General features: G+C 67.5%; 17 protein-coding genes and 2 pseudogenes. 6 read left to right on the forward strand and 13 right to left on the reverse strand.

Annotation, left to right across the window (positions count from 1 at the left end):
- Positions 1-49: 49 nt before the first annotated feature.
- The 9 genes and pseudogenes from CupriaWKF_RS28370 to CupriaWKF_RS28410 all read right to left on the reverse strand — a co-directional run bounded on the left by CupriaWKF_RS28370 (position 50) and on the right by CupriaWKF_RS28410 (position 11,511).
- Positions 50-1,771: a thiamine pyrophosphate-binding protein gene (locus CupriaWKF_RS28370; protein WP_276101741.1), complete on the reverse strand. Its 1,722-nt coding sequence runs from the start codon at positions 1,769-1,771 to the stop codon at positions 50-52.
- On the reverse strand, positions 1,768-2,100 hold the full coding sequence (locus CupriaWKF_RS28375) for a cupin domain-containing protein (protein ID WP_276101742.1): 333 nt from the start codon (positions 2,098-2,100) through the stop codon (positions 1,768-1,770). Before CupriaWKF_RS28375 ends, CupriaWKF_RS28370 begins: the two co-directional genes overlap by 4 nt.
- Positions 2,097-3,554 carry an NADP-dependent succinate-semialdehyde dehydrogenase gene (gene gabD, locus CupriaWKF_RS28380; RefSeq protein ID WP_276101743.1) on the reverse strand — a complete coding sequence of 486 codons (1,458 nt, stop codon included), beginning with the start codon at positions 3,552-3,554 and terminating at the stop codon, positions 2,097-2,099. The genes CupriaWKF_RS28375 and gabD overlap by 4 nt, the downstream gene beginning before the upstream one ends.
- A gap of 57 nt (positions 3,555-3,611) precedes the next feature.
- Positions 3,612-4,874, reverse strand: coding sequence for a 4-aminobutyrate--2-oxoglutarate transaminase (gene gabT, locus CupriaWKF_RS28385; RefSeq protein ID WP_346348613.1), 1,263 nt, complete (start codon positions 4,872-4,874; stop codon positions 3,612-3,614).
- 146 nt (positions 4,875-5,020) lie between these two features.
- Positions 5,021-6,562 (reverse strand): annotated as a pseudogene (locus tag CupriaWKF_RS28390) (ABC transporter ATP-binding protein); the annotation flags it as partial.
- 32 nt (positions 6,563-6,594) lie between these two features.
- Positions 6,595-7,434, reverse strand: coding sequence for an ABC transporter permease (locus CupriaWKF_RS28395; protein ID WP_276101746.1), 840 nt, complete (start codon positions 7,432-7,434; stop codon positions 6,595-6,597).
- The gene (locus tag CupriaWKF_RS28400; protein ID WP_276101747.1) at positions 7,431-8,435 is read right to left on the reverse strand and encodes an ABC transporter permease; all 1,005 of its coding nucleotides are present in this window, start codon (positions 8,433-8,435) and stop codon (positions 7,431-7,433) included. Before CupriaWKF_RS28400 ends, CupriaWKF_RS28395 begins: the two co-directional genes overlap by 4 nt.
- Positions 8,436-8,585: 150 nt before the next feature.
- Positions 8,586-10,190: an ABC transporter substrate-binding protein gene (locus CupriaWKF_RS28405; RefSeq protein WP_276101748.1), complete on the reverse strand. Its 1,605-nt coding sequence runs from the start codon at positions 10,188-10,190 to the stop codon at positions 8,586-8,588.
- 67 nt (positions 10,191-10,257) lie between these two features.
- On the reverse strand, positions 10,258-11,511 hold the full coding sequence (locus CupriaWKF_RS28410; protein ID WP_276103260.1) for an ArgE/DapE family deacylase: 1,254 nt from the start codon (positions 11,509-11,511) through the stop codon (positions 10,258-10,260).
- A gap of 227 nt (positions 11,512-11,738) precedes the next feature.
- Here CupriaWKF_RS28410 and CupriaWKF_RS28415 point away from each other — a divergent pair, with 227 nt between their 5' ends.
- Both CupriaWKF_RS28415 and CupriaWKF_RS28420 read left to right on the forward strand, forming a co-directional pair.
- Complete coding sequence (locus tag CupriaWKF_RS28415; protein WP_276101749.1) at positions 11,739-13,334, forward strand: PLP-dependent aminotransferase family protein; 1,596 nt, start codon at positions 11,739-11,741, stop codon at positions 13,332-13,334.
- Positions 13,335-13,492: 158 nt separating this feature from the next.
- Entirely contained in the window at positions 13,493-14,911 is a 1,419-nt protein-coding gene (locus CupriaWKF_RS28420; RefSeq protein ID WP_276101750.1) for an FAD-binding oxidoreductase, read from the forward strand.
- 12 nt (positions 14,912-14,923) lie between these two features.
- Here CupriaWKF_RS28420 and CupriaWKF_RS28425 read toward each other — a convergent pair whose 3' ends face one another.
- Complete coding sequence (locus CupriaWKF_RS28425) at positions 14,924-15,841, reverse strand: LysR substrate-binding domain-containing protein (RefSeq protein ID WP_276101751.1); 918 nt, start codon at positions 15,839-15,841, stop codon at positions 14,924-14,926.
- Between the two features lie 116 nt (positions 15,842-15,957).
- On the opposite strand from CupriaWKF_RS28425, the gene CupriaWKF_RS28430 reads away from it, so the two are divergent.
- Both CupriaWKF_RS28430 and CupriaWKF_RS28435 read left to right on the forward strand, forming a co-directional pair.
- Positions 15,958-16,254 (forward strand): DUF2917 domain-containing protein, encoded by a 297-nt coding sequence (locus CupriaWKF_RS28430; protein WP_276103262.1) that lies wholly within the window; start codon positions 15,958-15,960, stop codon positions 16,252-16,254.
- The gene (locus tag CupriaWKF_RS28435) at positions 16,251-17,042 is read left to right on the forward strand and encodes a crotonase/enoyl-CoA hydratase family protein (RefSeq protein ID WP_276101752.1); all 792 of its coding nucleotides are present in this window, start codon (positions 16,251-16,253) and stop codon (positions 17,040-17,042) included. Before CupriaWKF_RS28430 ends, CupriaWKF_RS28435 begins: the two co-directional genes overlap by 4 nt.
- Before the next feature lie 12 nt (positions 17,043-17,054).
- Here the strand turns inward: CupriaWKF_RS28435 and CupriaWKF_RS28440 are convergent, their stop codons facing one another.
- Together CupriaWKF_RS28440 and CupriaWKF_RS28445 are read right to left on the reverse strand one after the other, a co-directional pair.
- The gene (locus CupriaWKF_RS28440) at positions 17,055-18,455 is read right to left on the reverse strand and encodes a dihydrolipoyl dehydrogenase (RefSeq protein WP_276101753.1); all 1,401 of its coding nucleotides are present in this window, start codon (positions 18,453-18,455) and stop codon (positions 17,055-17,057) included.
- Positions 18,456-18,598: 143 nt separating this feature from the next.
- Complete coding sequence (locus CupriaWKF_RS28445) at positions 18,599-19,330, reverse strand: glutathione peroxidase (RefSeq protein WP_276101754.1); 732 nt, start codon at positions 19,328-19,330, stop codon at positions 18,599-18,601.
- A gap of 252 nt (positions 19,331-19,582) precedes the next feature.
- Here CupriaWKF_RS28445 and CupriaWKF_RS28450 point away from each other — a divergent pair, with 252 nt between their 5' ends.
- Together CupriaWKF_RS28450 and CupriaWKF_RS28455 are read left to right on the forward strand one after the other, a co-directional pair.
- A complete protein-coding gene (locus CupriaWKF_RS28450; RefSeq protein WP_276101755.1) occupies positions 19,583-21,331 on the forward strand; it encodes a dipeptidase in 1,749 nt (582 codons plus the stop codon).
- A gap of 80 nt (positions 21,332-21,411) precedes the next feature.
- Positions 21,412-21,561, forward strand: a pseudogene (locus CupriaWKF_RS28455) (LysR family transcriptional regulator); the annotation flags it as partial.
- A 97-nt stretch (positions 21,562-21,658) separates the two neighbouring features.
- On the opposite strand, the gene CupriaWKF_RS28460 reads toward CupriaWKF_RS28455, so the two are convergent.
- Positions 21,659-23,389 (reverse strand): FAD-dependent oxidoreductase, encoded by a 1,731-nt coding sequence (locus CupriaWKF_RS28460; RefSeq protein ID WP_276101756.1) that lies wholly within the window; start codon positions 23,387-23,389, stop codon positions 21,659-21,661.
- Between the last annotated feature and the right edge of the window lie 36 nt (positions 23,390-23,425).

The following is a 23,425-nucleotide window of genomic DNA, read 5'->3' on the forward strand; positions in this document are numbered from 1 at the left end:
GTGGTAGAGGGAAGCCCGGCTTATCCGGCTTATCCGGCTCATCCGGCGCTCATCCTGCAGCCTGACGCGCCAGCGCCGCAGCGCGGATGCCCGACAGCGTCATGCCCGGCGCAATGCCGTCCGGGTCGTAGCGCAGTTCGAGCAGCGCCGGCATGCTCTGGGTGGCCGCGAAGTCGAGCGCGCGGTCCAGCGCGGGGCCGAATTCGGCGTCGCTGGCCACCACCTCGCCATAACCGCGGTACGCGCGCGCCAGTTCCGCGAATTCCGGGTTCTCGAAGCCCAGCGCAATGGTGCGGCCCGGGAACTCGCGCTCCTGGTGCGCGCGGATGGTGCCCCAGATGCCGTTGTTGAACACCAGCACCACGATGCCAAGGCGGTATTGCATGGCCACGCCCAGCTCCTGCAGGTTCATCTGGAAGCAACCGTCGCCGGCGTAGCAGACCACGGTGCGTTGCGGATGCTCGAGCTTGGCCGAGATGGCCGCCGGCAGGCCGTAGCCCATCGAGCCCACGGTCGGCGCCAGGCTGGTGCCAAGGCCCTTGTAGCGGTAATAGGTATGCGGGAAGACGGCGTAGTTGCCGGCGCCGACGGTGATGCAGGCATCCTCGGGCAGGCGTTCGCGCACGTGGCAGGCGGCCTGGTTCAGGTTCAGTGGCCCGGGCGCGGCCTGCGCTGCCTGGCTGTCGAGGTAATCGCGGCGCGCGCGTTCCACCAGCGCCGCGCGGTGGTGGGCCCGCGCCGGACGCAGTCCATCCACGGCGGCCGCGAACGAGACCACGTCCGCGACGACCGGCAGCTCCGCGCGGAACACCCGGCCCAGTTCCTCGGGGTCCGGATAGACGTGCACCAGCCGCTGGCGCGGCAGCGGGCTTTCCACCACGGTGTAGCCTTCGGTGGTGGCCTCGCCCATGCGGGTGCCCACGGCAATCAGCAGGTCGGACTCGCGGATGCGCGCGCGCAGCGCCTCGCCCATGCCCCAGCCGACGTGGCCGGCGTAGTTGGGATGGTGGTTGTCGAAGCACTCCAGGCGGCGCCACGCCAGCCCCACCGGCAGGCCGAAACGTTCGGCAAAGCCCTCCACCTGGTGCTGCGCATGCGCAGTCCAGCCGGAGCCGCCGATCATCAGGAACGGGCGCTCGGCCTGTTCCAGCAGGCCCGCCAGCGACGCCAGCGCCTGCGGCGTCGGGGCGGCGTGGCTGCGCACGTAGCGCGGCATGTCGGGCACGGTGGCCTTGCCCCACAGCGTGTCCTCGGGCAACGCCAGCACCACCGGGCCCGGACGGCCGCTGGTGGCGACCGCGAACGCACGTGCGATGAACTCGGGAATGCGGTCGGTACGGTCGATCTGCGCGACCCACTTGGCCATCTGGCCGAACATGCGGCGGTAGTCGATTTCCTGGAACGCCTCGCGTTCGTAGAAATCGTTGCCCACCTGCCCCACGAACAGGATCATCGGCGTCGAGTCCTGGAACGCGGTATGCACGGCGATGCTGGCATTGGTGGCGCCCGGGCCGCGCGTGACGAAGCACACGCCGGGCTCGCCGGTCAGCTTGCCGTGGGCCTCGGCCATGTAGCCGGCACCGCTTTCCTGGCGGCAGACGATCGGCGTGATGGCGTCCTGGTGGTCATACAGCGCGTCGATGCACGGCAAGTAGCTTTCGCCCGGAACCAGGAACACGCGCCGCACGCCCTGGATGCGCAGCTGCTCGACCAGGATCTGCCCGCCATTACGCTCGCGCAGGGCGGGATTGGCTTGACTCGTGGCGCTCATTCGCAACTTCCTCCGCCCGCGGCGCCCGCCGCCGGCTTGATCTCGATCTCCACGAACACGCATTCGCCTTCGTGGGCATTGATGACGTTGTGCTCGACCCCGGCCGGACGGTAGTAGGCCTGCCCGGCAATCAGCTGGCTGACCGCCTCGCCGGCCGGCGTCTGCAGGCGCAGCGCGCCGGTGGTCATCGGCACCACCACGTAGTCGTAGCCGTGGCGATGCTGGCCGGTCTCGGCGCCGGGCGCAAAGCGCCATTCGGTCACGACCACGCGCTCGTTGTCGACCTGCACAGTGCCGACGGCCTTGGGCCGGTCTTGCGGCGCGCTCACCGGTCCACCCCGCCCATGCACAGGTATTTGATCTCCAGGTATTCGTCGAGGCCGTACTTCGAGCCTTCACGGCCCAGGCCCGACTGCTTGACGCCGCCGAACGGCGCCACCTCGTTGGAGATCAGGCCGGTGTTGATGCCGACCATGCCGTATTCGAGCGCCTCGGCCACGCGCCAGACGCGGCCGATGTCGCGGCTGTAGAAGTACGACGCCAGGCCGAACTCGGTATCGTTGGCCATGGCGATCGCTTCTTCGTCGCTGGAAAAGCGGAACAGCGGCGCCAGCGGGCCGAAGGTCTCCTCGCGCGCCACGCGCATCGCGGGCGTGACGTCGGCCAGCACGGTGGGCTCGAAGAAGGTGCCGCCCAGCGCGTGGCGCTTGCCGCCGCTCAGCAGGCGCGCGCCCTTGCCGAGCGCGTCGGCAATATGCGCCTCGACCTTGGCCACCGCCTCCGCGTTGATCAGCGGGCCCTGCAGCACGCCCGGCTCGACGCCATGGCCGACCTTCAGCCTGGCGACCGCTGCCACCAGTTTCGCGGCGAACGCGTCGTAGACCTTGTCGTGGACGTAGAGCCGGTTGGCGCAGACACAGGTCTGGCCGGCATTACGGTACTTGGAGGCAATGGCGCCCTCCACCGCCGCGTCGAGGTCGGCGTCGTCGAACACGATAAAGGGCGCGTTGCCGCCAAGTTCGAGCGACAGTTTCTTGATGGTGTCGGCGGACTGCCGCATCAGGATGCGGCCCACCTCGGTCGAGCCGGTAAAGCTGAGCTTGCGCACCGCCGGGTTCGCGGTCAGCTCGCCTCCGATGGCAACGGCGTTGCCCGTGATCACGCTGAACAGGCCCGCGGGCAGGCCGGCGCGCTCGGCCAGCACCGCCAGCGCCAGCGCCGACAGCGGCGTGTCCTCGGCCGGCTTGAGTACCATGGCGCAACCGGCGGCGAGCGCCGGCCCGGCCTTGCGCGTGATCATGGCGAGCGGGAAATTCCACGGCGTGATCGCCGCGCACACGCCTACCGGCTCCCGCACCACCACGAGCCGCTTGTCGCTGGCCGGCGTGGCCAGCACGTCGCCGCTGACGCGCCTGGCTTCCTCCGCGAACCATTCAAGGAAGGACGCGGCATACACGACCTCGCCTTTGGCCTCGGCCAGCGGCTTGCCTTGCTCGGTGGTCATCAGCAGCGCGAGATCGTCGGCATGCGCGAGCATCAGTTCGTACCACGCACGCAGCACGGTGGCGCGCTCGCGCGCCGTCTTGCGGCGCCAGCCGGCCTGAGCGGCCTGTGCGGCGTCAATCGCGCGCCGGGTCTCGGCCGCGCCCATGTCGGGCACGGTACCGACCAGGGCGCCGCTGGCGGGGTCGGTGACGGCAAAGGCGGCGCCGCTGTCGGCGTCCTGCCAGCTGCCGGCGAGATAGGCCTGCGCGCGCAGCAGGCCGGGATCCTTGAGTTGCATGGGTAGCCTCGTCGATGTCGGTGAAATGGGCTGTCGGTGAAATGGGCACGGGATGGGTCAGCGGGTCAGTGACTCGGCCAGAATTTCCAGGCCCTCGTTCATCACCTCGTCCTGGATCGTCAGCGGGAACAGGAAGCGGATCACGTTGCCATGAACGCCGCACGACAGCAGCAGCAGGCCCTTTTCCAGCGCCCGGTTCTGCACCGTGCGCGTAAAGTCGGCATCGGGGCTGCCATCGGCCTGGCGGAATTCCACCGCGACCATCGCGCCCACGCCGCGCACCTCGGCAATCTGCGGCACGCGCGTGCGCAGGCTTTCCAGGCGCGCCATCAGGCGCTGGCCCAGTTCGGCACCGCGCTCGACCAGCCTCTCGCCTTCCAGCACGTCCAGCACCGCCAGCGCCGAAGCCACCGCCAGCGGGTTGCCGGCGTAAGTGCCGCCGAGCCCGCCGGGCGCGGGGGCGTCCATCACCTCGGCGCGGCCGCACACGGCCGACAGCGGCATGCCGCCGGCCAGGCTCTTGGCCATGGTGGTCAGGTCCGGCGCCACGTCGTAGTGCTCCATCGCGAACAGCTTGCCGGTGCGGCCAAAGCCGGTCTGCACTTCATCGGCGATCAGCAGGATGCCGTGCTCGTCGCACACCGCGCGCAGCGCGCGCACGAATTCGGCCGGCGCCACGTTGAAGCCGCCCTCGCCCTGCACGGGCTCGAAGATGATGGCGGCGACGCGCTTGGGATCGATATCCGCCTTGAACAGGTGCTGCAGCACCTTGAGCGAGTCCTCGGTGCTGATGCCATGCAGCGGGCACGGGAACGGCGCGTGGTAGACCTCGCCCGGGAACGGGCCGAAGCCGATCTTGTACGGCGCGACCTTGCCGGTCAGCGCCATGCCCATCATGGTCCGGCCGTGGAAGCCGCCAGAGAAGGCGATCACGCCGGGACGGCCGGTCGAGGCGCGGGCGATCTTGATCGCGTTCTCTACCGCCTCGGCCCCCGTGGTGAAGAAGGCCGTCTTCTTGGCGGAACGGCCCGGCGCGCGCTGGTTGATCTTCTCGGCCAGCTCGATATAGCTGGCGTAAGGCACGATCTGGTAGGCGGTATGTGTGAAGCGGCCAAGCTGCTTCTCGATGGCCTCGACCAGGCGCGGATGGCGGTGGCCGGTATTGAGCACGGCAATGCCGGCGGCGAAGTCGATATAGCGTTTGCCTTCGACGTCCCAGATCTCCGAGTTCAGCGCACGCTCGACGTAGAAATTGCACATCACGCCCACGCCGCGCGGGGTGGCGGCATCCTTGCGGCGGACCAGTTCGGCGTTCTTCATCACTTCTCTCCAGTTATCTTGGCTTTGGCTACGGTAGAGGCCCGCGCCGCTCAGGCAGCGGCGCGGATCAGCGTCGGGTCCCAATCCTTGCCGGGAATTGCCCCGATCAGGCGCTGGGTGTAGGTGTGCTGCGGGGCGTCGAAGATCTGCCCGGGCGGCCCGGACTCCACCACGCGGCCCTTGTGCATCACGATCACGTGGTGGCAGATCTGTGCTGCCACGCGCAGGTCATGGGTAATGAAGATCAGCCCGATGTTCAGGCGCTTCTGCAGGTCGTCCAGCAGCTCGAGCACCTGCGCCTGCACCGAGACGTCGAGTGCCGAGACTGATTCGTCAGCCACCAGCAGCTTCGGTTCGAGCGCCAGTGCGCGCGCGATGCCGATGCGCTGGCGCTGTCCGCCCGAGAACTGGTTGGGATAGCGGTCGAAAGCCGAAGCCTCCAGCCCCACCAGTTGCAGCAGTTCGCGTGCGCGTGCCTGCGCCGCGGCCAGCGGCACGCCGCTGGCGACGGGGCCGTCGGTGATGATGCGGCCGACGGTATGGCGCGGGTTGAGCGAGGCGAACGGGTCCTGGAAGATCATCTGCACGTCGCGGCGCAGCGGGCGGAACTGCCGCTCGGACAGCTTCGCGATGTCCTGGCCGTCGAACAGCAATTCGCCGCCATCGATGTCGGTCAGGCGCAGCAGGCACTTGCCGATGGTGGACTTGCCAGACCCGGATTCGCCGACGATGCCCAGCGTCTCGCCACGCCGCACGGTGAAGCTCACGCCGTCGACCGCATGCACCACGCGCTTCTTCGTGAACAGGCCGCCGCCGGTGACATAGGTCTTGCGCAGCTCGCGCACCTCCAGCACGGTCTCGGCCCGGTTGCGCGCGCGCTCGCCGGCGCGGCCGTGCGGCACGGCGCCGATCAGGCGGCGGGTATAGGGATGCTGGGGATGGTTCAATACCTGGTCGGCGCTGCCCATTTCGACCAGCACGCCCTTTTCCATCACCGCGATGCGGTCCGCGATCTCGGCCACCACGCCGAAGTCGTGGGTGACGAACATCACCCCCATGCCCTTCGCGGCCTGGATGCGGCGGATCAGTTCCAGGATCTGCGACTGCGTGGTGACATCGAGCGCCGTGGTCGGTTCATCCGCGATCAGCAGCGACGGTTCGAGCGCCAGCGCCATCGCGATCACCACGCGCTGGCGCTGCCCGCCCGACAGGCGGAACGGATAGGCGTGCATCAGCGTGGCCGGATCGGGCAGGCCCACGAACTCCAGCAGCTCCAGCACGCGGCGCGCGCGGGCCTCGCCGGGATAGGCGCGGTGCACGCGCATGACCTCGGCGATCTGGTCGCCCACGGTCATCACCGGGTTGAGCGCGGACAACGGCTCCTGGAACACCATGGCCATGTCCTTGCCGCGCATGCCGAGCAGCGTGGGCTCGTCCTGCACCAGCAGGTCGCGGCCCTTGAACAGGATCTTGCCGGTCTCGGGCTTCAGGTAGGAAGGCAGCAGGCCCATGATGGCGTTCGCGCTCATCGACTTGCCCGAGCCCGATTCGCCGACGATGCAGAGGATCTCGCCGGCATGCAGGTCATAAGAGATATCGCGCACCGCGTAGGGGCGGTCGCCGCCCGCGGGGAGCGCGATCGAGAGCTCGCGGATCGACAGCAGGGGCGCTTGGTCACTGGCTTTCATCACGGTTTTCCTTGGCTAGTCCGGACGGGCGCTCACTCGCCGCGGCGGCGAAGCTGCGGGTTCATGGCGTCGTTCAGGCCCTCGCCGATCAGGTTGATCGACAGCACCGTGAGCAGGATGGCCACGCCTGGCCACACGCTCATCCACCAGGCTTCGCGGATCATGGTGCGCGCCGCGCCGATCATGAAGCCCCAGCTCATCATGTTGCGGTCGCCCAGGCCCAGGAACGACAGCGCGGATTCCGTCAGGATCGCGGTGGCCACCATAAACGAGGCGGACACGATGATCGGCGACATGGCGTTGGGCAGGATCTGCGTGGCGATGATGCGTACCGGCTTCTGCCCGATCACGACCGCGGCCTGCACGAACTCGCGCTGCTTGAGCGACAGGAATTCACCACGCACCAGGCGCGCCACCGGCGGCCACGACACCACCGAAATGGCGGCGACGATGGAGTAGATCGATGGGTTGAAGATCGCCACGATCACCACTGCCATCGCGAGTTGCGGGATGGTCTGGAAGAACTCGGTCACGCGCATCAGCACATCGTCGATGCGGCCGCCGCAATAGCCGGCCACCGCGCCCACGGCGATCCCCACGGCCAGCGCCACCGCGGTGGAGATCACGCCGACCAGCAGCGAGACCCGGGCGCCGTACAGCATGCCGGCAGTGATGTCGCGGCCCAGCATGTCGGTGCCGAAGGGCATGGACGCGTCGGTGAACGGGCGCACCAGCGGCTCGGCCACCATCAGCCACGGCGACTCCTGGTAGAACACGGGCGCCAGCAGCGCCAGTGCCAGCACCGCCAGCAGCACCAGCAGGCCGATCACGGCGCCGTAGTTGCGGCAATAACGTTGCAGGAAGGCTTTCATGCGGCGGCTCCCGTGGCGCCCGCGGCGATGCGCGGGTCGATAAAGCGGTAGATCACGTCGGTCACCAGGTTGAAGAACACCACCAGGGTCGAGGTCACGAAGAAAATCCCGAGCAACAGCTGGTAGTCGCGCTGCAGCAGCGCATCGAACATCAGGCGGCCGATGCCGGGCCACGAGAACACGGTTTCGGTCAGCACGGCGCCACCGGCCATCTGGCCGAGCTGGATGCCGGCGAACGTGATGACCGGCAGCAGCGCGTTGCGCAGCACGTGGACGCGGATCACGCGGCCGGCCGGCACGCCCTTGGCGCGCGCGGTCTTGACGTAGTCCATGCCCATCACCTCCAGCATGGAAGCGCGCGTCAGGCGCACGTACACGGCCATGAAGAAGCAGCCCAGCGACACGGTCGGCAGGACCAGGTGCAGCGCCACGTCCTCGACGCGGTCGAGCCCGGTGTAGCCCGCGCCGATGGTTTCCATGCCGAACGCGGGCAGCCAGCCCAGCACCACCGAGAACAGGATGATGGCCATCAGCGACAACCAGAACAGCGGCGTGGCATACAGCAGCAGCGCGCCCGACATCACCGCGCTGTCGATCCAGCGGCGGCGGTTCTCGTAGCGGGTGCGCGCCGAGATCACGCCGAGCAGCACGCCCAGCACGATCGAAAAGAGAAAGGCACCGCTCATCAGCAGGAAGGTCGCGGGCAGCCGGTCGAGAATCAGGTCCAGTACCGGCAAGTGGTTGCGGTAGGAGTAGCCCAGGTCAAGCTGCGCCACGCCCTTGAGGTAGATGCCGAGCTGGGTCAGCACGGGCTGGTCCAGGCCGAACTGCTCGCGCAGCTGGCTGACGAAGGCGGCGTCGCCGGCACCGGCCTCGCCCGCCATCACGGTGGCCGGGTCGCCCGGGGCCATCCGGATCAGGAAGAAGTTGATGACGACCACGCCGAGGACGACCACCACGGCCTTGCCGAGACGGGCGCCAAGAAAGGATAGAAAGTTCACGGCTTGCTCCACGCTGGCGGCCGGCGCTGGCGACCACGACACTGGGATGCGGCTGCCATCGCCGCCCACCGTGCAGGGGGTGCGGCGATGGCAGCAGTCTGGGGCGGACCGCCCGGCCGGTTCAGGCGCGGGCGGTATCGGTCGTCTCGCTCAGTTCTTCTCGATCGAGACGTTGTCGAAGGACTCGTTCAGGCCAATCGCGGTGGTCACGAGGTTCTTGACGTGCTTGCGATACAGCGTCGGGAACTCGACCTCGAACAGGTTGGCGTTGGCTACGTCGGTCACAAGGATCTTCTGCAGTTCGCTGTACAACTTCTGGCGTTCCGCAGGATCCATGGTCGAACCGGCCTTGGACCATAATTCGTCCGCCTTCGCGTTGCTGTAGCCCTGCACATTGGCAAACGGCGTGCCCTTGACGATATTGCGCGTCACGTACAGCCGCTCCACGCCCAGCGCGGGGTCGCCGTACTGGTAGGTGTAGGTCGATGTCAGGTCGAAGTCCCAGTTGCTGACGCGCGCCGACCAGGTGCCGGCGTCGGCGGATTCGATGCTGATCTTGAAGCCCAGTTGCTCGAGCATCTGCTTGACGTACTCGTCCAGGCGGTCCCAGTTGGCGCCGTAGGAGGTCGACAGGATCTTGACCGGATACTTGCCCACGTCCACGCCCGACTCCTTGATCAGGTCGCGGGCCTTCTTCAGGTTGAAGTCGTAGTCCGGCATGTTCTTGTCGAAGAACAGCGTGGTGGACGAGAACGGGCTGACCGCGGGCTTGCCCATGCCGAAGAAGATGTTGTTGACGATCATCTTGCGGTTGAGCGCATGCATGACCGCCTGGCGCACCTTGACGTTGTCGAACGGCGGCTTGCGCTCGTTGAGCAGCATGCTGGCCATGGGCGAAAACATCTCCCAGCCCTTGGTGGTGTATTCCACGTTGGGGAGCGCGCGCAGGCGCTTGACGTCGACATTGTCGACATCGCCGCCGCGCAGCACCTGCACGTCGCCCTTCTCGAAGGCCACGGCGCGCGAGGCCGAATCCGGGATCACGTAGAACACCAGCTCATCCAGGTAGGGCTTGCCCTTCTTCCAGTAGTTCGGGTTCCTGGCCAGCTTGATGTAGGCGCCCTTCTTCCACTCCTTGAACATGAAAGGCCCCGTGCCGATCGGCTTCTGGTTGGCCGGGTTGTTGCGGTAGTCCGTGCCGTCGTAGATGTGCTTGGGCATCATTGGCATGGTGCCGGTCTCGAACATCGAGATGAACGGCGGGAACGGCTCCTTGAGCTTGATCTCGACCGTGCCGTCGTTGACCGCGCGGATCGAGGCCATGTACTTGTTGAGGACCGCGCGCGTGCGCACGTGCACGTCGCGCAGCATCTTGTCGATCGAGAACACGACGTCCGCCGAGGTGAAGGGCTTGCCGTCGTGCCACTTGACGCCCTTCTGCAGCTCGAAGGTATAGGTCAGGCCGTCCGGCGAGATGGTCCACGATCTGGCCAGTTCCGGCTGCGGCTTCAGGTCCGCCGTGTAAGTCAGCAGGCCCTGGTAGATCTTGCCGGCGATGTACTGGGTCGGCGCCTGCGAGTTCATGGCGCTCACCAGGATCGGCGGCTCGGGCTGGACGATGCCGGACAGCGTACCGCCCCTGGTCTGGGCAATGGCGTTGCCGGCGGGCACGGCCAGGGGCAGCAGCGAAAGGCCGGCGGCGGCCAACGCCATCGAACATGCGCTCCGCGTCAGGCGCATCGTGAATCGGTTCATCGGGCAGTTCCTCAGTTTGGTGTGGACATCGGGATGGCAATGCCGGTTGTGCTTGCGCACGGCTTCTTCAGGCCGCGTCGCCGGCCGGTTCCACGCCGCACCAGTCCACCAGGAACTGGGCCAGCGTCGTGGTCACGCGCACCATGCTCTCCAGCGACACCGATTCGTCGATGCCGTGGATATTGCGGGCCTCGGGGCCGTAGCAGGTCACGGGGGTTTCCAGGCCGATGCGGAAATGCCGGGCATCGGTGGTCGCCGTAGTCGCCGCGCGGCGGATCAGCACGCCGTTGACCTTGCGGTGCGCTTCGCCCAGCGCCTGCATGCTGGGCACGTCGAGATCGAATTCGCAGCCGGGGGCATGAAAGCCCTCATAGCGGATGCGCAGTTCGAGGTTGCTGGCCAGGCGCTCGACGGTGGCGCGAATGCGCGCTTCGACGGTGGCCTTGGCCTCGTTGATGTCCATGTCGGGGAAGAAACCGATGCGCACGCCCAGCGTGCAGGTGCACGGCACCGACGAATTCCACTCGCCGCCCTGGATCTGGCCGAGATTGAAGTTGATCGGGTGCGCATGGTCGCGGTACGCGGCCGGCCGGCGTTCGGGGCGGTTCCATTCGGCTTCGAGCTGGCGCAGGTCTTCCATCACCGCGATGCCGGCTTCGACCGGGTTGACACCGCTGGTCATGTAAGCGGCATGGGCGGGCTTGCCAGTCAGGTCGATGAACATCCAGAACACGCCCACCTGCGCGCTCATCAGGCTCTCGCCCAGCGGCTCGGGGATGATCACGGTGTCAAAGGAAGCCAGCTTGCCGGCGCCCACCGCGCTGCGCAACGCCGCCACCGTGGCCAGCGCGCCGTTGCCGGTGTTCTCCTCTTCCAGCACCGCATTGAAGCCGACCGCGCCAGCCGGCTGCAGGCCCAGGCTGGCCAGCGCCTTGAACGCCGCCAGCGCGCAGACGATGCCGCCCTTCATGTCGCCGGCGCCGCGGCCGTACAGCCATCCGTCGCGCACTACCGGCTCGAACGGCGGCTGGCTCCACATCGACGCCGGCCCGGTCGGCACTACGTCGAGATGACCATTGAACAGCACTGAGCGCCCGCCCTTGCGGCCTGGCCGGTGCGTCGCCAGCAGGTTGTAGCGGCCGCCATCGGGGCAACACGCCGGCGAATACATCGGCAGATGGCGGATGTCCTCGGTCCTCAGCGCGATGCGCTCGGATGGCAGGCCCAGGTCCGCCAGCGCCGCTTCGATGAATTCCGCGGCGGGCTGCTCTTCGCCCGACGGGCTCCTGGCCGCCACGAAGCCTGACAGCGTCTCGACCATATAGGGCACGAGCGCGCGCACGGCGCCGGAGAGTTCGTCGGTGGTCGGCACGGCGACCAGCTTGGCAGACGGGCTGAAGGAATCAAGACCTGACACGGGAGCTCCTGGCGAGGGGGACGCACGAGGCGCCAGGCATTGCTGCCCGCCGGCGCCATCCATGAGTGGAAAATTAAACGATCGTTGGTACCATACATAGGTCCAAGTCCGAGACCATTGCTGGAGCCACTTTGAAGGAAGTCATTCTGTCCGAGCTGTTGCTGCAGCGCCTGGAACGTCCGGCGGGAGCCAAGGCGGATAGCGGCGGCGCGCATATGAATCGCCAGCTCTACGAAATCATCCGCCAGGAAATCCTTGCCGGATCAATGCCAGCAGGCTGCAAGCTGCCGGCGTCGCGCCTGCTCGCCAAGGAACTAGCGGTTTCCCGCAATACCGTTCTTTACGCCTACGAGCAATTGCTGGCGGAGGGCTATGTCACGGCATCCACCGGAAGTGGCACCTTTGTGTCGCAGACTTTTCCCGACCATAGTGCGTTGCACAAGCCCGGGGCCCGAAGTGGCACCATGGCAGTGCCCGCGGTGCAGCAAAGCCTGAACCGCTTTGACCTGTCACGGCGCGGCATGCACCTTGTCGCGAACGCCGGGGCCTCGGACCGGCAATGGGGGGCATTCATGGCAGGCGTGCCCGATGTCTCGCTGTTCCCGCATGCGGTCTGGGCGCGGCTGCTGAACAAGCACTGGCGCAACCCGCGCCCGGAATTGCTGACCTATGCCCACCATGGCGGCTACCTGCCACTGCGGCGCGTGCTGGCCGAGCACCTGCGGCTCGCACGTTCGGTGCGCTGCGAGCCGGAGCAGATCATCCTGACCACCGGGATCCACCAGGCCATCGACCTGATCGCACGCCTGCTGGCCGATCCGGGCGACAAGGCCTGGATGGAAGACCCCGGCTACTGGGGCACGCGCAGCCTGCTGACCAATGCCGGCGTGGACGTAATCCCGGTGCCGGTCGACGACGAAGGCATCGCGCCCGACGCTGCCACGCTGCAGAACCCGCCGCGCTTCATCTTCGCCACGCCATCGCACCAGTACCCGCTGGGCACGGTCATGAGCCTGACGCGCCGGCGCATGCTGCTCGAGTACGCGCGCCAGCGCGGGGCGTGGATCGTCGAGGACGACTACGACAGCGAATTCCGCTTTGAAGGCCGTCCGCTGGCTTCGCTGCAGGGCCTAGACGAGCACGACCGCGTCATCTACATGGGGACCTTTTCCAAGACGCTCTTCCCCGGGCTGCGCATGGGCTTCATGGTGCTGCCAAAGCCGCTGGCACCGCATTTCGCCACCGGCCTGTCCGAGTTGTTCCGCGAAGGCCAGCTCATCCAGCAGGCGGTGCTGGCGGACTTTATCGAGGAAGGCCACTACGCCACGCACCTGCGCCGCATGCGGCTGCGCTATGCGCAGCGCCAGGGCCTGCTGCGCGAAGCCATTGCCGCGCGCTTCGGCCAGGACTGGCCAACCTCCACCCATGAAGCCGGGCTGCACCTGGTGATGCACCTGCCGCCGGGCGCCGATGACCTCGGCATCAGCATGGCCGCGCGCACCCAGGGCCTGTCGGCACGGCCGCTCTCGCGCTACTACGCTGACGAAGTCCGCGCGCGGCAGGGCCTGTTGCTGGGCTATGCCTGCGTACCCGAAGACGATATCAGCCCCGCCTTCCACAAGCTGGCCGAGGTCATCGAACCGGCCATGGAGCACCTGGCCCGCACGCGCCAGCCGCCGCGCGAGTTCCGCGCGCGCATCAACACCGAAGCATGGAGCGGCGCATGAGCCTGGCGTCCGGCGTGGCGCCACCGTGCGGGCGCCGATTGGCCCTTATCATCCGCCGCCGGCTTGCATAGGATTCCTGGCTTGCCTGCCGCGGCCCCACGCGAGGTCCACTCGGCTCCCACGCGGCTCCCTCTTCACGCAAACGGAAAGGTCCCCCAATGGCAACACCGCTAAGTACCCCGCCCCTGCTGGACGAACTGGCAGCCGTCCTGGACGCCGCCGGCCTGCAGACCGGCGACGCCATCGAGACCCGCTTCCGCAAGGACTGGTACGCGCCGCTGGATGCCGAGTCTCCGCTGGCCGTGGCGCGGCCGCGCAGCACGGCCGAGGTATCGGCGGTGCTGGCCATCTGCAATCGCCACCGCCAGCCCGTGGTGCCGCAAGGCGGCCTGACCGGCCTTGCGGGTGCGGCCACGCCCGCCGGCGGCGAGCTGGTCCTGTCGCTCGAACGCATGCGCGGCGTGGAGGAGATCGACCCGCAGGCAGGGACCATGACCGTGCTTGCCGGCACCACGCTGCAAGCCGCGCAGGAAGCGGCGCGCGCCGCCAACTGGCTGTTCCCCGTGGACCTGGGCGCGCGCGGCAGCTGCCAGATCGGCGGCAACATTGCCACCAACGCGGGCGGCAACCGGGTAATCCGCTACGGCATGATGCGCGACCAGGTGCTCGGCCTCGAAGCGGTACTGGCCGAAGGGACCGTGGTCAGTTCGCTCAACAAGATGCAGAAGAACAACGCCGGCTATGACCTGCGCCAGCTCTTCATCGGCAGCGAAGGCACGCTGGGCGTGATCACGCGCGCGGTCCTGCGGCTCGCGCCGCTTCCCGCCGCCACGCAGACCGCGCTATGCGCGCTGGGCAGCTACGACGATGTGGTAGCACTGCTGCGCCATGCGCAACGCCGGTTGTCGGGGCGTGTTTCAGCGTTCGAGGCAATGTGGGCGGACTTTTATGAACTGGTGACGACCCGCGTGGCTGGCGTGCGCGCGCCACTGCCGGCCGGAGCGCCCTTCTATGTACTGATCGACCTGCAAGGCAATGACGCTCGCCAGGATGGCGCAGCCTTCGAGTCGATGCTCGAAAGCGCGATGGAAGCGGGCCTTGTCACAGACGCCGCGGTGGCATCCAGCGAGAAGGAAGCCGAGAGCTTCTGGAAGCTGCGCGACGCCGTCGCCGAGTTCCCGGTAATGTGGGCACCGAATGCCGCCTACGACGTGAGCCTGCCGATCGGCCGGATCGGTCGCTTCGCCGAGAGCCTGCGCAGTGCCGTGCTCGCGCGCTGGCCGCATGCCGAACTCGTCAACTTCGGCCATGTGGGCGACAGCAACCTGCACGTCAGCGTGTATTTTCCTGGCGCGACCGCCGCCGACTTCCCCGAGCACGAGATCAGTGAAGTGCTCTACCCGAAAGTCAGCGAGTTCGAAGGCAGCATTTCCGCCGAGCACGGTATCGGCACGCACAAGAAGCCATTCCTCGGCCACTCCCGCACGCCGGATGCGCTCGCGCTGATGCGCCTGCTCAAGCGCTCGCTCGATCCCAGCAATATCCTGTGCCCGGGGCGCGTGATCGACGTGGATTGACCTGAGACACCGCTAGCCGCCCAGCACCTCCGCCGCCAGTTCGCTCTCCAGCCATTCGCGAAAGCGCCGCACGCCGCTGCGCGCGCCGGGCGACTCCACGATGCGATAGGACATGCCATCGGACACGTGCTGCGGCAGCACCACCTCGAGCCGTCCGCTGCCGAGCAGCGGCAGCACCAGCGGCGTGCGCCCGATGGCCACGCCCGCGCCCTGCGCCGCGGCGTTGAGCACGTGCTCGTATTGCGAAAAATACAGGCACGGCTGCCGCGCCGACTGCGCCAGGCCTAGCCGCCCATACCACTGCGGCCACGACATCCACGGGAAGCGCCCGGCCGGGTCATGGAACACCAGCAGCGGCTGGCGCACGAGGTCCCCCACCTCGCGCACACGGGCCGCCACGGCCGGCGCCGCCACCAGCATCAGGCGTTCGCGCAGCAATGGGGATTCATCCGGAGCGGGCGGCGCCAGGCGGATCGCCAGGTCGAAGCCTTCCCGCTCAAGGTTGGCGTTGGCTTCCGATGCATCCACGCGCACGTCGATCCCTGGCGCCACGGCCTGGAAGCGCGCGAGCTTGGGCACCAGCCACAGCGACGCGAACGACGGCGTGGTGGTCACGGCGATCGACACGCGCTCCGTAGACAGCAGGCGCTCGACCGCGTCGCCAAGCTGCGCGATCGCGGCCCGCGCGGCCTCATAGAGCTGGCGGCCTTCGCCGGTCAGGGCGAGCCCCTTGCCACCCCGCACGAACAGGGCCACCCCGAGCACGTCCTCCAGGCTCTTGACCTGCTTGCTCACGGCCGACTGGGTCAGGCACAGCTCCTGCGCGGCGGCGGTAAAACTCAGATGGCGCGCGCTGCTTTCGAAGCCGCGGATGGCATCGAGCGAGATCGCACGCAAGGCGTTGGCACTGGCCTGGCTCAAAAGGGTCATGACGGGCAGGAATACCTCGGATGAAAACACTTCCGGCCACGCCGGCCGGATCGCGCCAACAATGATGTCACGGACTTGCCTGCTCGTCAGGCTGCAAGGAGATCGCCGTGACCACGATGCAACTGTGGCGCCTGGCCGGCGCCGCGACCTACACGATTACGTTGCGCGAAGGCGACTGCCTGCGTTGCCTGGACGGGCAGGTCTGGATCACGCGCGAATGCGCGAGCCGAGCCGAATCGGCGCGCGACATCGTGCTCGACACCGGCGAGCGCTTGTGCGCCAGGACCACCATCACCTGTTTCGTTTCAGCGTTGCGCCGCCGGCCCGCCTGTATTGCGGTCAACGCCGAAGCACCAGCCGGGCGCTCGCCCGGCGCTGTCATCCACCGCTTCCTGGAGGAAATCTGCACATGACGGACCTGATTGAAGCCGAACGCCATGGCCAGCACACGCTGCTGGTCCTGAACCGGCCCGACAAGCTCAATGCCCTCAGCTATGCGCTGATCGATGCGCTGATGGCGCGGCTCGACGCCGCCGAGGACGACGATACCGTGCGCACCGTGATCCTGACCGGCAAGGGCACGCGCGCGTTCAGCGCGGGCGCCGACATCGCCGGCTTTGCGCCGGACCTGGAGGCCTCGCCGGAGCTAGCGCTGCGCCGCTTCCTGATGCGCGGACAGGCACTGACGCGCCGGATCGAGAACTTCCCCAAGCCGGTGATCGCCGCCATCAATGGACTGGCGTTCGGAGGCGGCTGCGAGGTGATGGAGGCCTGCAGCCTGGCGGTGGCGGCCGAGCACGCGACCTTCGCCAAGCCGGAGATCCGGCTCGGCTTTCCGCCGACGTTCGGCGGCACGCAGCGGCTGCCGCGGCATGTGGGACGCAAGCACGCCAACGAGATGATCCTGACGGGCGACGCCATCGGCGCCGACGAGGCAGCGCGCATCGGGCTGGTCAACCGCGTGGTGCCTGCCGATGCGCTGCTGCAGGCATGCATCGATCTCGCGGAGCGCATCGCCCGGCATTCGCCGATCGCCGTGACCGCCTGCCTGCGGGCGGTCACACGCGGCATCAATGTGCCGGTCGATGAGGGGCTGGCGATCGAAGCCATGCAGTTCCGCGCCGCCGCGGCCAGCGCGGACGCGCGCGAAGGCACGCGCGCGTTCCTGGAGAAACGCGAGCCGGCTTTCGCCGGCCGCTGAATCCCGATCGCTTCAGGCCTCGAGCTTTGCCGCAGCGTCGCGCAAGGCCGTACGCAGCCCCTCTTCCACCACCGGATGGTAGAACGGCATGGTCAGCATCTGCGCAATGGTCAGGCCCTGCTGGTAAGACCACGCCAGCAGGTGCGCGATATTCTCCGCGCGCGGACCGGTCCATTCGGCGCCCAGGAAGCGGCCCGTCGCCTTGTCGGCATACACATGCATCAGGCCGCGGTTCTTCAGCATGACGCGGCTGCGCCCCTGGTCCTCGAAGCTGACCTCGCCGGTGACGAAACTGCCTTCGGCCAGGTCGGCAAAGCGCTGGCCGACCATGGCGATCTGCGGGTCCGAGAACACCACCGCGATGGGCGCGCGGCGCGCGAGCGGCTTCACCTGCGGATACGCGGCAGCGTTCTCGCCGGCCGCCTTGCCTTCATCGGCGGCTTCATGCAAGAGCGGCAGGATGTTGTTGGCATCGCCGGCAATGAACACCGGCGATGCGCCGCACTGCAGCGTGGCCGGGTCGAACACCGGCACGCCGCGCCCATCGAGTTCCAGGCCGGTGTTCTCCAGCCCCAGGCCGCGCACATTGGGCTCGCGGCCGGTCGCGGCCAGCACGTAGTCGAAGGTCTCCGTGACGGACTTTCCGTCGCCGTCGGTGTAGGTGATGCGGGCCAGGTCGCCATCGCGCGCCATGTCCGTGACATTGGCTTCGGTATCGAGGAAGAACTCCTTGCGGAAGGTCTCGTCCGCATAGCTGCGCACGACCGGGTCGGTCAGCGGGCCCAGCGAGCCCCGCACGCCGAATACGCGGACCCGCACGCCAAGGCGCGACAGCGCCTGGCCCAGCTCCAGTCCGATCACGCCGGGGCCGAACACGACCACGCTGCGCGGCAGGTCGTCCCAGGCAAACACGTCGTCGTTGACGATCAGGCGATCGCCGAACACCTTGAACGGTGCCGGCACCACCGGACGCGAACCGGTGGCAATCACCACACGGCTGGCACGCACGGTGACGTCGCCATCGGCGGCAGCCACCTCCAGCGTGGTGTTGTCGATGAAGCGCGCATAGCCTCGGACGCGGTCCGCCTCGGGGATCGTCTCCACGCCGCGTACGACGAAGCCGACAAAGCGGTCGCGTTCGCTGCGCACGCGGGCCATGACCTCGCGGCCGTCGATGCGGATATTTCCATCCACGTGTACGCCGAACGGGGCCGTGTGACGCAGCTCGTGCGCGGCTTCGGCGGCGGCGATCAGCAGCTTGGACGGCATGCAGCCCACGCGGGCGCAGGTGGTGCCATACGGGCCGCCTTCGATGATCACGGCGCGCTTTCCGGCCGCGATGGCGGCGCGGTAGGCAGCGAGGCCGGCGGTGCCTGCTCCGATGACGGCGACGTCGGTCTGGATGATCTTCATGGTGTACGGTTCCTTCCCTTCAGTGATGGTTCGAGATCGATCTGGCATCAATCGGCGGACTGGATGGCGCCACGCGGACAGCGCGGCGCCATCGGGTCCGGCGACTGCCGGACCGCGCAATGGCGGTCTTGAGCTACGCGGAATTACTGGCCCAGGTACTGCTCGAGCGCGGTGGCGCCGCCGACCAGCTTGCCGTTGATGAACACCTGCGGCGCGGTCATTTCACCGGACACGGCGCCCAGCACCCTGCCGCGCACCTTGTTGTCCAGCGGCACTTCGATGTATTCGTAGCCGGCATCCGACAGTTGCTGCTTGGCCTTGGCGCAGAACGAGCAGCCCACCTTCGAGAACACCACCACCTGGTCCGGACGCTTGGCGCCGGGGGCAATGTGGTTCAGCATGGTGTCGGCGTCGGAGACCTTGAACGGGTCGCCCGGCTCTTCCGGCTCGATGAACATCTTCTCGACCACGCCGTCGCGGACCAGCATCGAATAGCGCCAGCTGCGCTTGCCGAAGCCCAGGTCGGCCTTGTCCACCAGCATGCCCATGCCTTCGGTGAACTCGCCGTTGCCGTCGGGGATCATGGTGATGTTCCCGGACTCCTGGTCCTTGGCCCACTCGTTCATCACGAAGGTGTCGTTGACCGACACGCACAGGATCGCGTCCACGCCCTGCTTCGCGAACGCCGGTGCCAGTTCGTTGTAGCGCGGCAGGTGGGTCGACGAACAGGTCGGCGTGAAGGCGCCGGGCAACGAGAACACGACGACGGTCTTGCCGTCGAACAGTTCGCCGGTGGTCACGGTCTTCCACTCGTTGTCCTGGCGGATACGGAAAGCGACATTGGGAACGCGTTGGCCTTCACGGGATTGCAGCATCGGGATCACTCCTTGGTTTCGGTGGTTGCTGCGTGCAGCAGCGATGAACCACATTCTGTCGATCCGGATGTGATTTGTACAATTCATCGTTTAAACCATTCCGATTAGCAATTACTATCGAATGGTGGTCAGGCTCTCCTTCCGGATCGTCATAAAGCGCCTCAAAGATCACTCTTAGTCTACAACGCAAGCCAAAAGTGCCCTATCATGCTGCCATCTCCCGATATCACTCGGAATCACCCATAGGCGCCGATGACCCGCCCTGTCTCTCTTAGCTCCCGCCGCCACGGCCGGCTGGTCTCCCTGCTTGTGTTGTCGCTGGCACTGGCCTGCCCCGCCCCCGCCGAAACGCTGCGCAAGCCCGCCCTCGACACGCTGATCGCCGCCCACAAGTCCGGTGCGTCAGGGAGCCTGGAAACGTTCCTGGCCAACGCGGCCAGGGCCGAGCCCACTGTGGCGCCGGCCGTGGCCGCGTGGCAGGCGGGAACGCCGCTCAGTGGCGACAACCTCGTCAACATGGGCCGCCTGCTTGGCGTCTATAACCGGTTGCACAACGAGGCAGCAGTCATTGACGTCCTTGGCAAGATGGTCGCGCTGCGCACCGTTCGCGATGAAAAGATCCCGCAGCACGAGAACCCCGCCATCATCGAATTCGGCAAGCTCGTCGAAGGCAAGGCGAAGTCCTTCGGGCTGGTCTATCGCAATATCGACAACCGCGTGTTCGAAGTCACGCTGCCGGGCACCGGCCTGGACACCTTCGGCATCCTGACCCATGCGGACGTGGTGCCCGCGGTCGCCGACGAATGGGTGCTGGAGGACGGCACGAAACTCGATCCGTTTGCCGTCACGCGCGTGGGCGGCTACCTGTACGGGCGCGGCACCATCGACGACAAGGGCTCGATTGCGGCGGCGCTCTACGCCATGAAGACCGTCAAGGAAAGCGGCATTGCGCTGGAGCGCAGCCTGCGCCTGATGATCGAGACCACCGAGGAAACCGGTGGCGACGGCATGAAGTACTACCGCGAACACAACGCGCTGCCGGACTACAACATCGTGCTCGACAGCAAGTACCCGGCCGTGGTGGCGGAGAAGGGCGCGGGCGCGCTGCGCGTCAAGTTCCCGGCGCTTGGCACGAACACCAAGCGGCCGGCCATCGTGAGCATGCGCGGCGCGGCGTCGGCCAGTACCGTGCCCGAGACTGCCGTCGCGCGCATCGCCGGCGGCGATCCGGCATCCGTCATGGCGGCGCTCGAAGGCGCCCGCGCGGCCTTCATCCGCAAGTACACGCCGCAGGGCGGGAAATTCGCGATCGACGTCAGGCGTGACGGCAACGACGTCGAGGTCAAGGTAACCGGCGTATCGGCGCACGGATCGCGCCCCGAAGAAGGCGTCAACCCGCTGCCCAGGCTCGCGCTGTTCCTGCAGTCATCCGGCCTCCAGCTCGCCGACAATCAGTACGTGCGCGCCGCGCGCTATATCGGCGACCTGTATGGCGTGGGCTATCTCGGCGAGAAGATGGGGCTGGCCTATCGCGATCCGTTCATGGGCCCGCTGACGATGTCGCCAACCCAGGTCCGCGAGCTGGGCGATTTCGTCGAGGTCACCACCAATGTGCGCATGCCGCGCGGCAGCACGCCGGAGGCGCTCAGCGGCAAGGCCGTGCAGCGCATCTACAAGTGGGCGGCGTCCTCGGGTTCCACGGTCGAGATCAAGTACGACCAGGACAACTGGATGGCGCGCGAGTCCAAGGGTGCCTGGATTTCCACCTTGCTAAACATCTTCGGCGAAACCACCGGTCTGGAGGCCAAGCCCGTGGCCACGGCCGGCAGCACGACTGCCAAGCTGCTGCCCAATGCCATCAACTTCGGGCCGGCGATGCCGGGCAAGAAATACACCGCCCACAACGCGAAGGAGTACAAGGAAATCATCGACCTGGACCTGGATCTGCAGATGTTCACGGAGATGATGGTGCGGATCGGGAATCTCGGAAAGATGCAGTAGGCGCAGGCCGGATGCCGGCAGCAGTGGGATAGCCATTGTCGCCTTTTGCCGCTGTCCCAGGCTGTGCAGCCAGTTCCCGGGTCGGGGAACGCCTTGGCGTGCGCCTGATCCAGCGCTCGACGCGACGCTTCGCCGTCACCGGGATCGGGCGCATCTACTACGAGCACTGCAAGGCCATGCTGGTACAGGCGGAGGCCGCGCAGGAAGCCATCGAGGTCACGCGCGCCGAGCCGGTCAGGATGCTGATCGACCACCTGGCCGACCGCCTTGGACACATGGACGAGGAGTAAGAGTAGCTGCGGCCGTCTGCATGGGCAGGCGAGCCGTTCAGGCCGCCTGCGTTGCCGGCAGCCCGGCCAGGTAGCTGTGGATCTGCGCGACCACGGCTGCGCCCTCGCCTACCGCCGCGGCCACGCGCTTGGTCGAACCCGAACGCACATCGCCAATCGCGAACACGCCCGGCACGCTGGTCTGCAAGGGATATGGCACCGCCGAAGCGCAGCCCAGCGTGCCCCCACCCGTGCGCACGAAGCCTTTGTCGTCGGTCTCCACATGGCAGGTACGCAGCCACGACGCATTCGGGTCGGCGCCGATGAACAGGAACAGGTGGCGCACCGGCAATGAAACCAGCGCGTCGCTCTCCGCGGGCGCGTGATAGCTCACGCCGGAAAGCCAGCCGTCGCCGTGCAGCGCACGGATTTCCGCATGGCTGTGAAGCTGTACGTTGGGCAGCCCTTCGATCCGGTCGATCAGGTAGCGCGACATGGTGGCGGCCAGCCCCGGGCCGCGCACCAGCATATGCACCTGCGCCGCATGCGTCGCCAGGTAGACCGCGGCCTGCCCCGCCGAATTGCCGCCGCCCACGAGCATGACAGGCTCGTTCCGGCACAGCTTGGCTTCCACGGGCGAGGCCCAGTAGTACACCCCGCATCCCTCGAAGCGTTCCAGCGCTGGAATCGCCGGCCGCCGGTATTGGGCCCCAGTGGCGATCACCACGGTGTGCGTGGGGATCATGCGGCCATCGGCCAGTTCCAGGCGGATCGGGTCCGCGCCGCATTGCAGTGCCTTTACTTCGAGCGGAATGGCAATATGGGCGCCGAACTTGAGCGCCTGCACAAACGCTCGCCCGGCCAGCGCCTGGCCCGAAATGCCGGTGGGAAAGCCAAGGTAGTTTTCGATCCGCGCACTGGCACCGGCCTGCCCGCCCGGCGAGCGGCAATCGATCACCGCCACCGACAGGCCTTCCGACGCGGCATAGACGGCCGTGGCCAGGCCGGCGGGACCCGCCCCCACCACGATCACGTCATACACGTGCGCCGGGTCGAATTCGGGCAGCAGCCCGAGGCAGGAGGCAAGCTGTCCCTCGTCGGGCGCGCGCAGCACGCGGCCGTCCGGGCAGATCACGAGCGGGAAATCCGAGGCCGGCGCGTTGGCGAACTCGCTCAGGCAGGAGCAGTCGCGCTCGGTGTCCATGTCGATCACCGTATAAGGGTGACCATTGCGGCGCAGGAAGGCCTGCAGCGCCAGCAGCAGCGGCTCCGTGCCGTGTCCGACCAGCACCGGGCCGCTGCCGGACTCGATCAGCCCGACGCGGCGCAGGATCAGTGCGCGCATGATGCGCTCGCCCAGTTCGGCCTCCGCCACCAGCAGCGCGCGCAGCCGGTCGGGCGGAATGACAAACCCCTCGGAATCCGTCAGCGCGCGGCCGTCCACCAGCGACGGGCGCCCGGTCAGGGTGCCGACTTCGGCCGAGAACATGCCCGGCCCGAGATCGGTGACCAGGTGCTCGCGCCCGAGCCCATCGCGGCGAATGATCCGGATGCAGCCGCTCACCACCACGCACATGCCCCGGCCCACCTGCCCGACCGAAAACAGCTGCTCGCCCGCGCTCCAGCGTTGTGGCTCGCCGAAGCGGCGCATCCGCACTACCTCATCGGCACTCAGCGTCGGGAACATCTGGTGCGCCCGGGTTTCCAGCGTGGAATATGGCGCGTCGAGGCTGGCTGCCGCTTCCGTGCCCTGCCCTTCAACGCCCGCCGTCAGTTCCGCCTGCGCCATTGCTTGCCTCCGGTCATCAAGAAGGGGATGTGTCGG

The sequence above is a fragment of the Cupriavidus sp. WKF15 genome, from assembly GCF_029278605.1.
Lineage (GTDB): Bacteria > Pseudomonadota > Gammaproteobacteria > Burkholderiales > Burkholderiaceae > Cupriavidus.

Bases quoted from the DNA above. Each gene is read 5' to 3' on its own strand.
- CupriaWKF_RS28445 (WP_276101754.1), bottom strand. From the start codon at position 19,330: ATGCTGCAATCCCGTGAAGGCCAACGCGTTCCCAATGTCGCTTTCCGT.
- CupriaWKF_RS28430 (WP_276103262.1), top strand. From the start codon at position 15,958: ATGCAACTGTGGCGCCTGGCCGGCGCCGCGACCTACACGATTACGTTG.
- CupriaWKF_RS28395 (WP_276101746.1), bottom strand. From the start codon at position 7,434: ATGAAAGCCTTCCTGCAACGTTATTGCCGCAACTACGGCGCCGTGATC.
- CupriaWKF_RS28405 (WP_276101748.1), bottom strand. From the start codon at position 10,190: ATGAACCGATTCACGATGCGCCTGACGCGGAGCGCATGTTCGATGGCG.
- CupriaWKF_RS28425 (WP_276101751.1), bottom strand. From the start codon at position 15,841: ATGACCCTTTTGAGCCAGGCCAGTGCCAACGCCTTGCGTGCGATCTCG.
- gabD (WP_276101743.1), bottom strand. From the start codon at position 3,554: ATGCAACTCAAGGATCCCGGCCTGCTGCGCGCGCAGGCCTATCTCGCC.
- CupriaWKF_RS28410 (WP_276103260.1), bottom strand. From the start codon at position 11,511: ATGGTCGAGACGCTGTCAGGCTTCGTGGCGGCCAGGAGCCCGTCGGGC.
- CupriaWKF_RS28420 (WP_276101750.1), top strand. From the start codon at position 13,493: ATGGCAACACCGCTAAGTACCCCGCCCCTGCTGGACGAACTGGCAGCC.
- gabT (WP_346348613.1), bottom strand. From the start codon at position 4,874: ATGAAGAACGCCGAACTGGTCCGCCGCAAGGATGCCGCCACCCCGCGC.
- CupriaWKF_RS28450 (WP_276101755.1), top strand. From the start codon at position 19,583: ATGACCCGCCCTGTCTCTCTTAGCTCCCGCCGCCACGGCCGGCTGGTC.
- CupriaWKF_RS28460 (WP_276101756.1), bottom strand. From the start codon at position 23,389: ATGGCGCAGGCGGAACTGACGGCGGGCGTTGAAGGGCAGGGCACGGAA.
- CupriaWKF_RS28370 (WP_276101741.1), bottom strand. From the start codon at position 1,771: ATGAGCGCCACGAGTCAAGCCAATCCCGCCCTGCGCGAGCGTAATGGC.
- CupriaWKF_RS28435 (WP_276101752.1), top strand. From the start codon at position 16,251: ATGACGGACCTGATTGAAGCCGAACGCCATGGCCAGCACACGCTGCTG.
- CupriaWKF_RS28440 (WP_276101753.1), bottom strand. From the start codon at position 18,455: ATGAAGATCATCCAGACCGACGTCGCCGTCATCGGAGCAGGCACCGCC.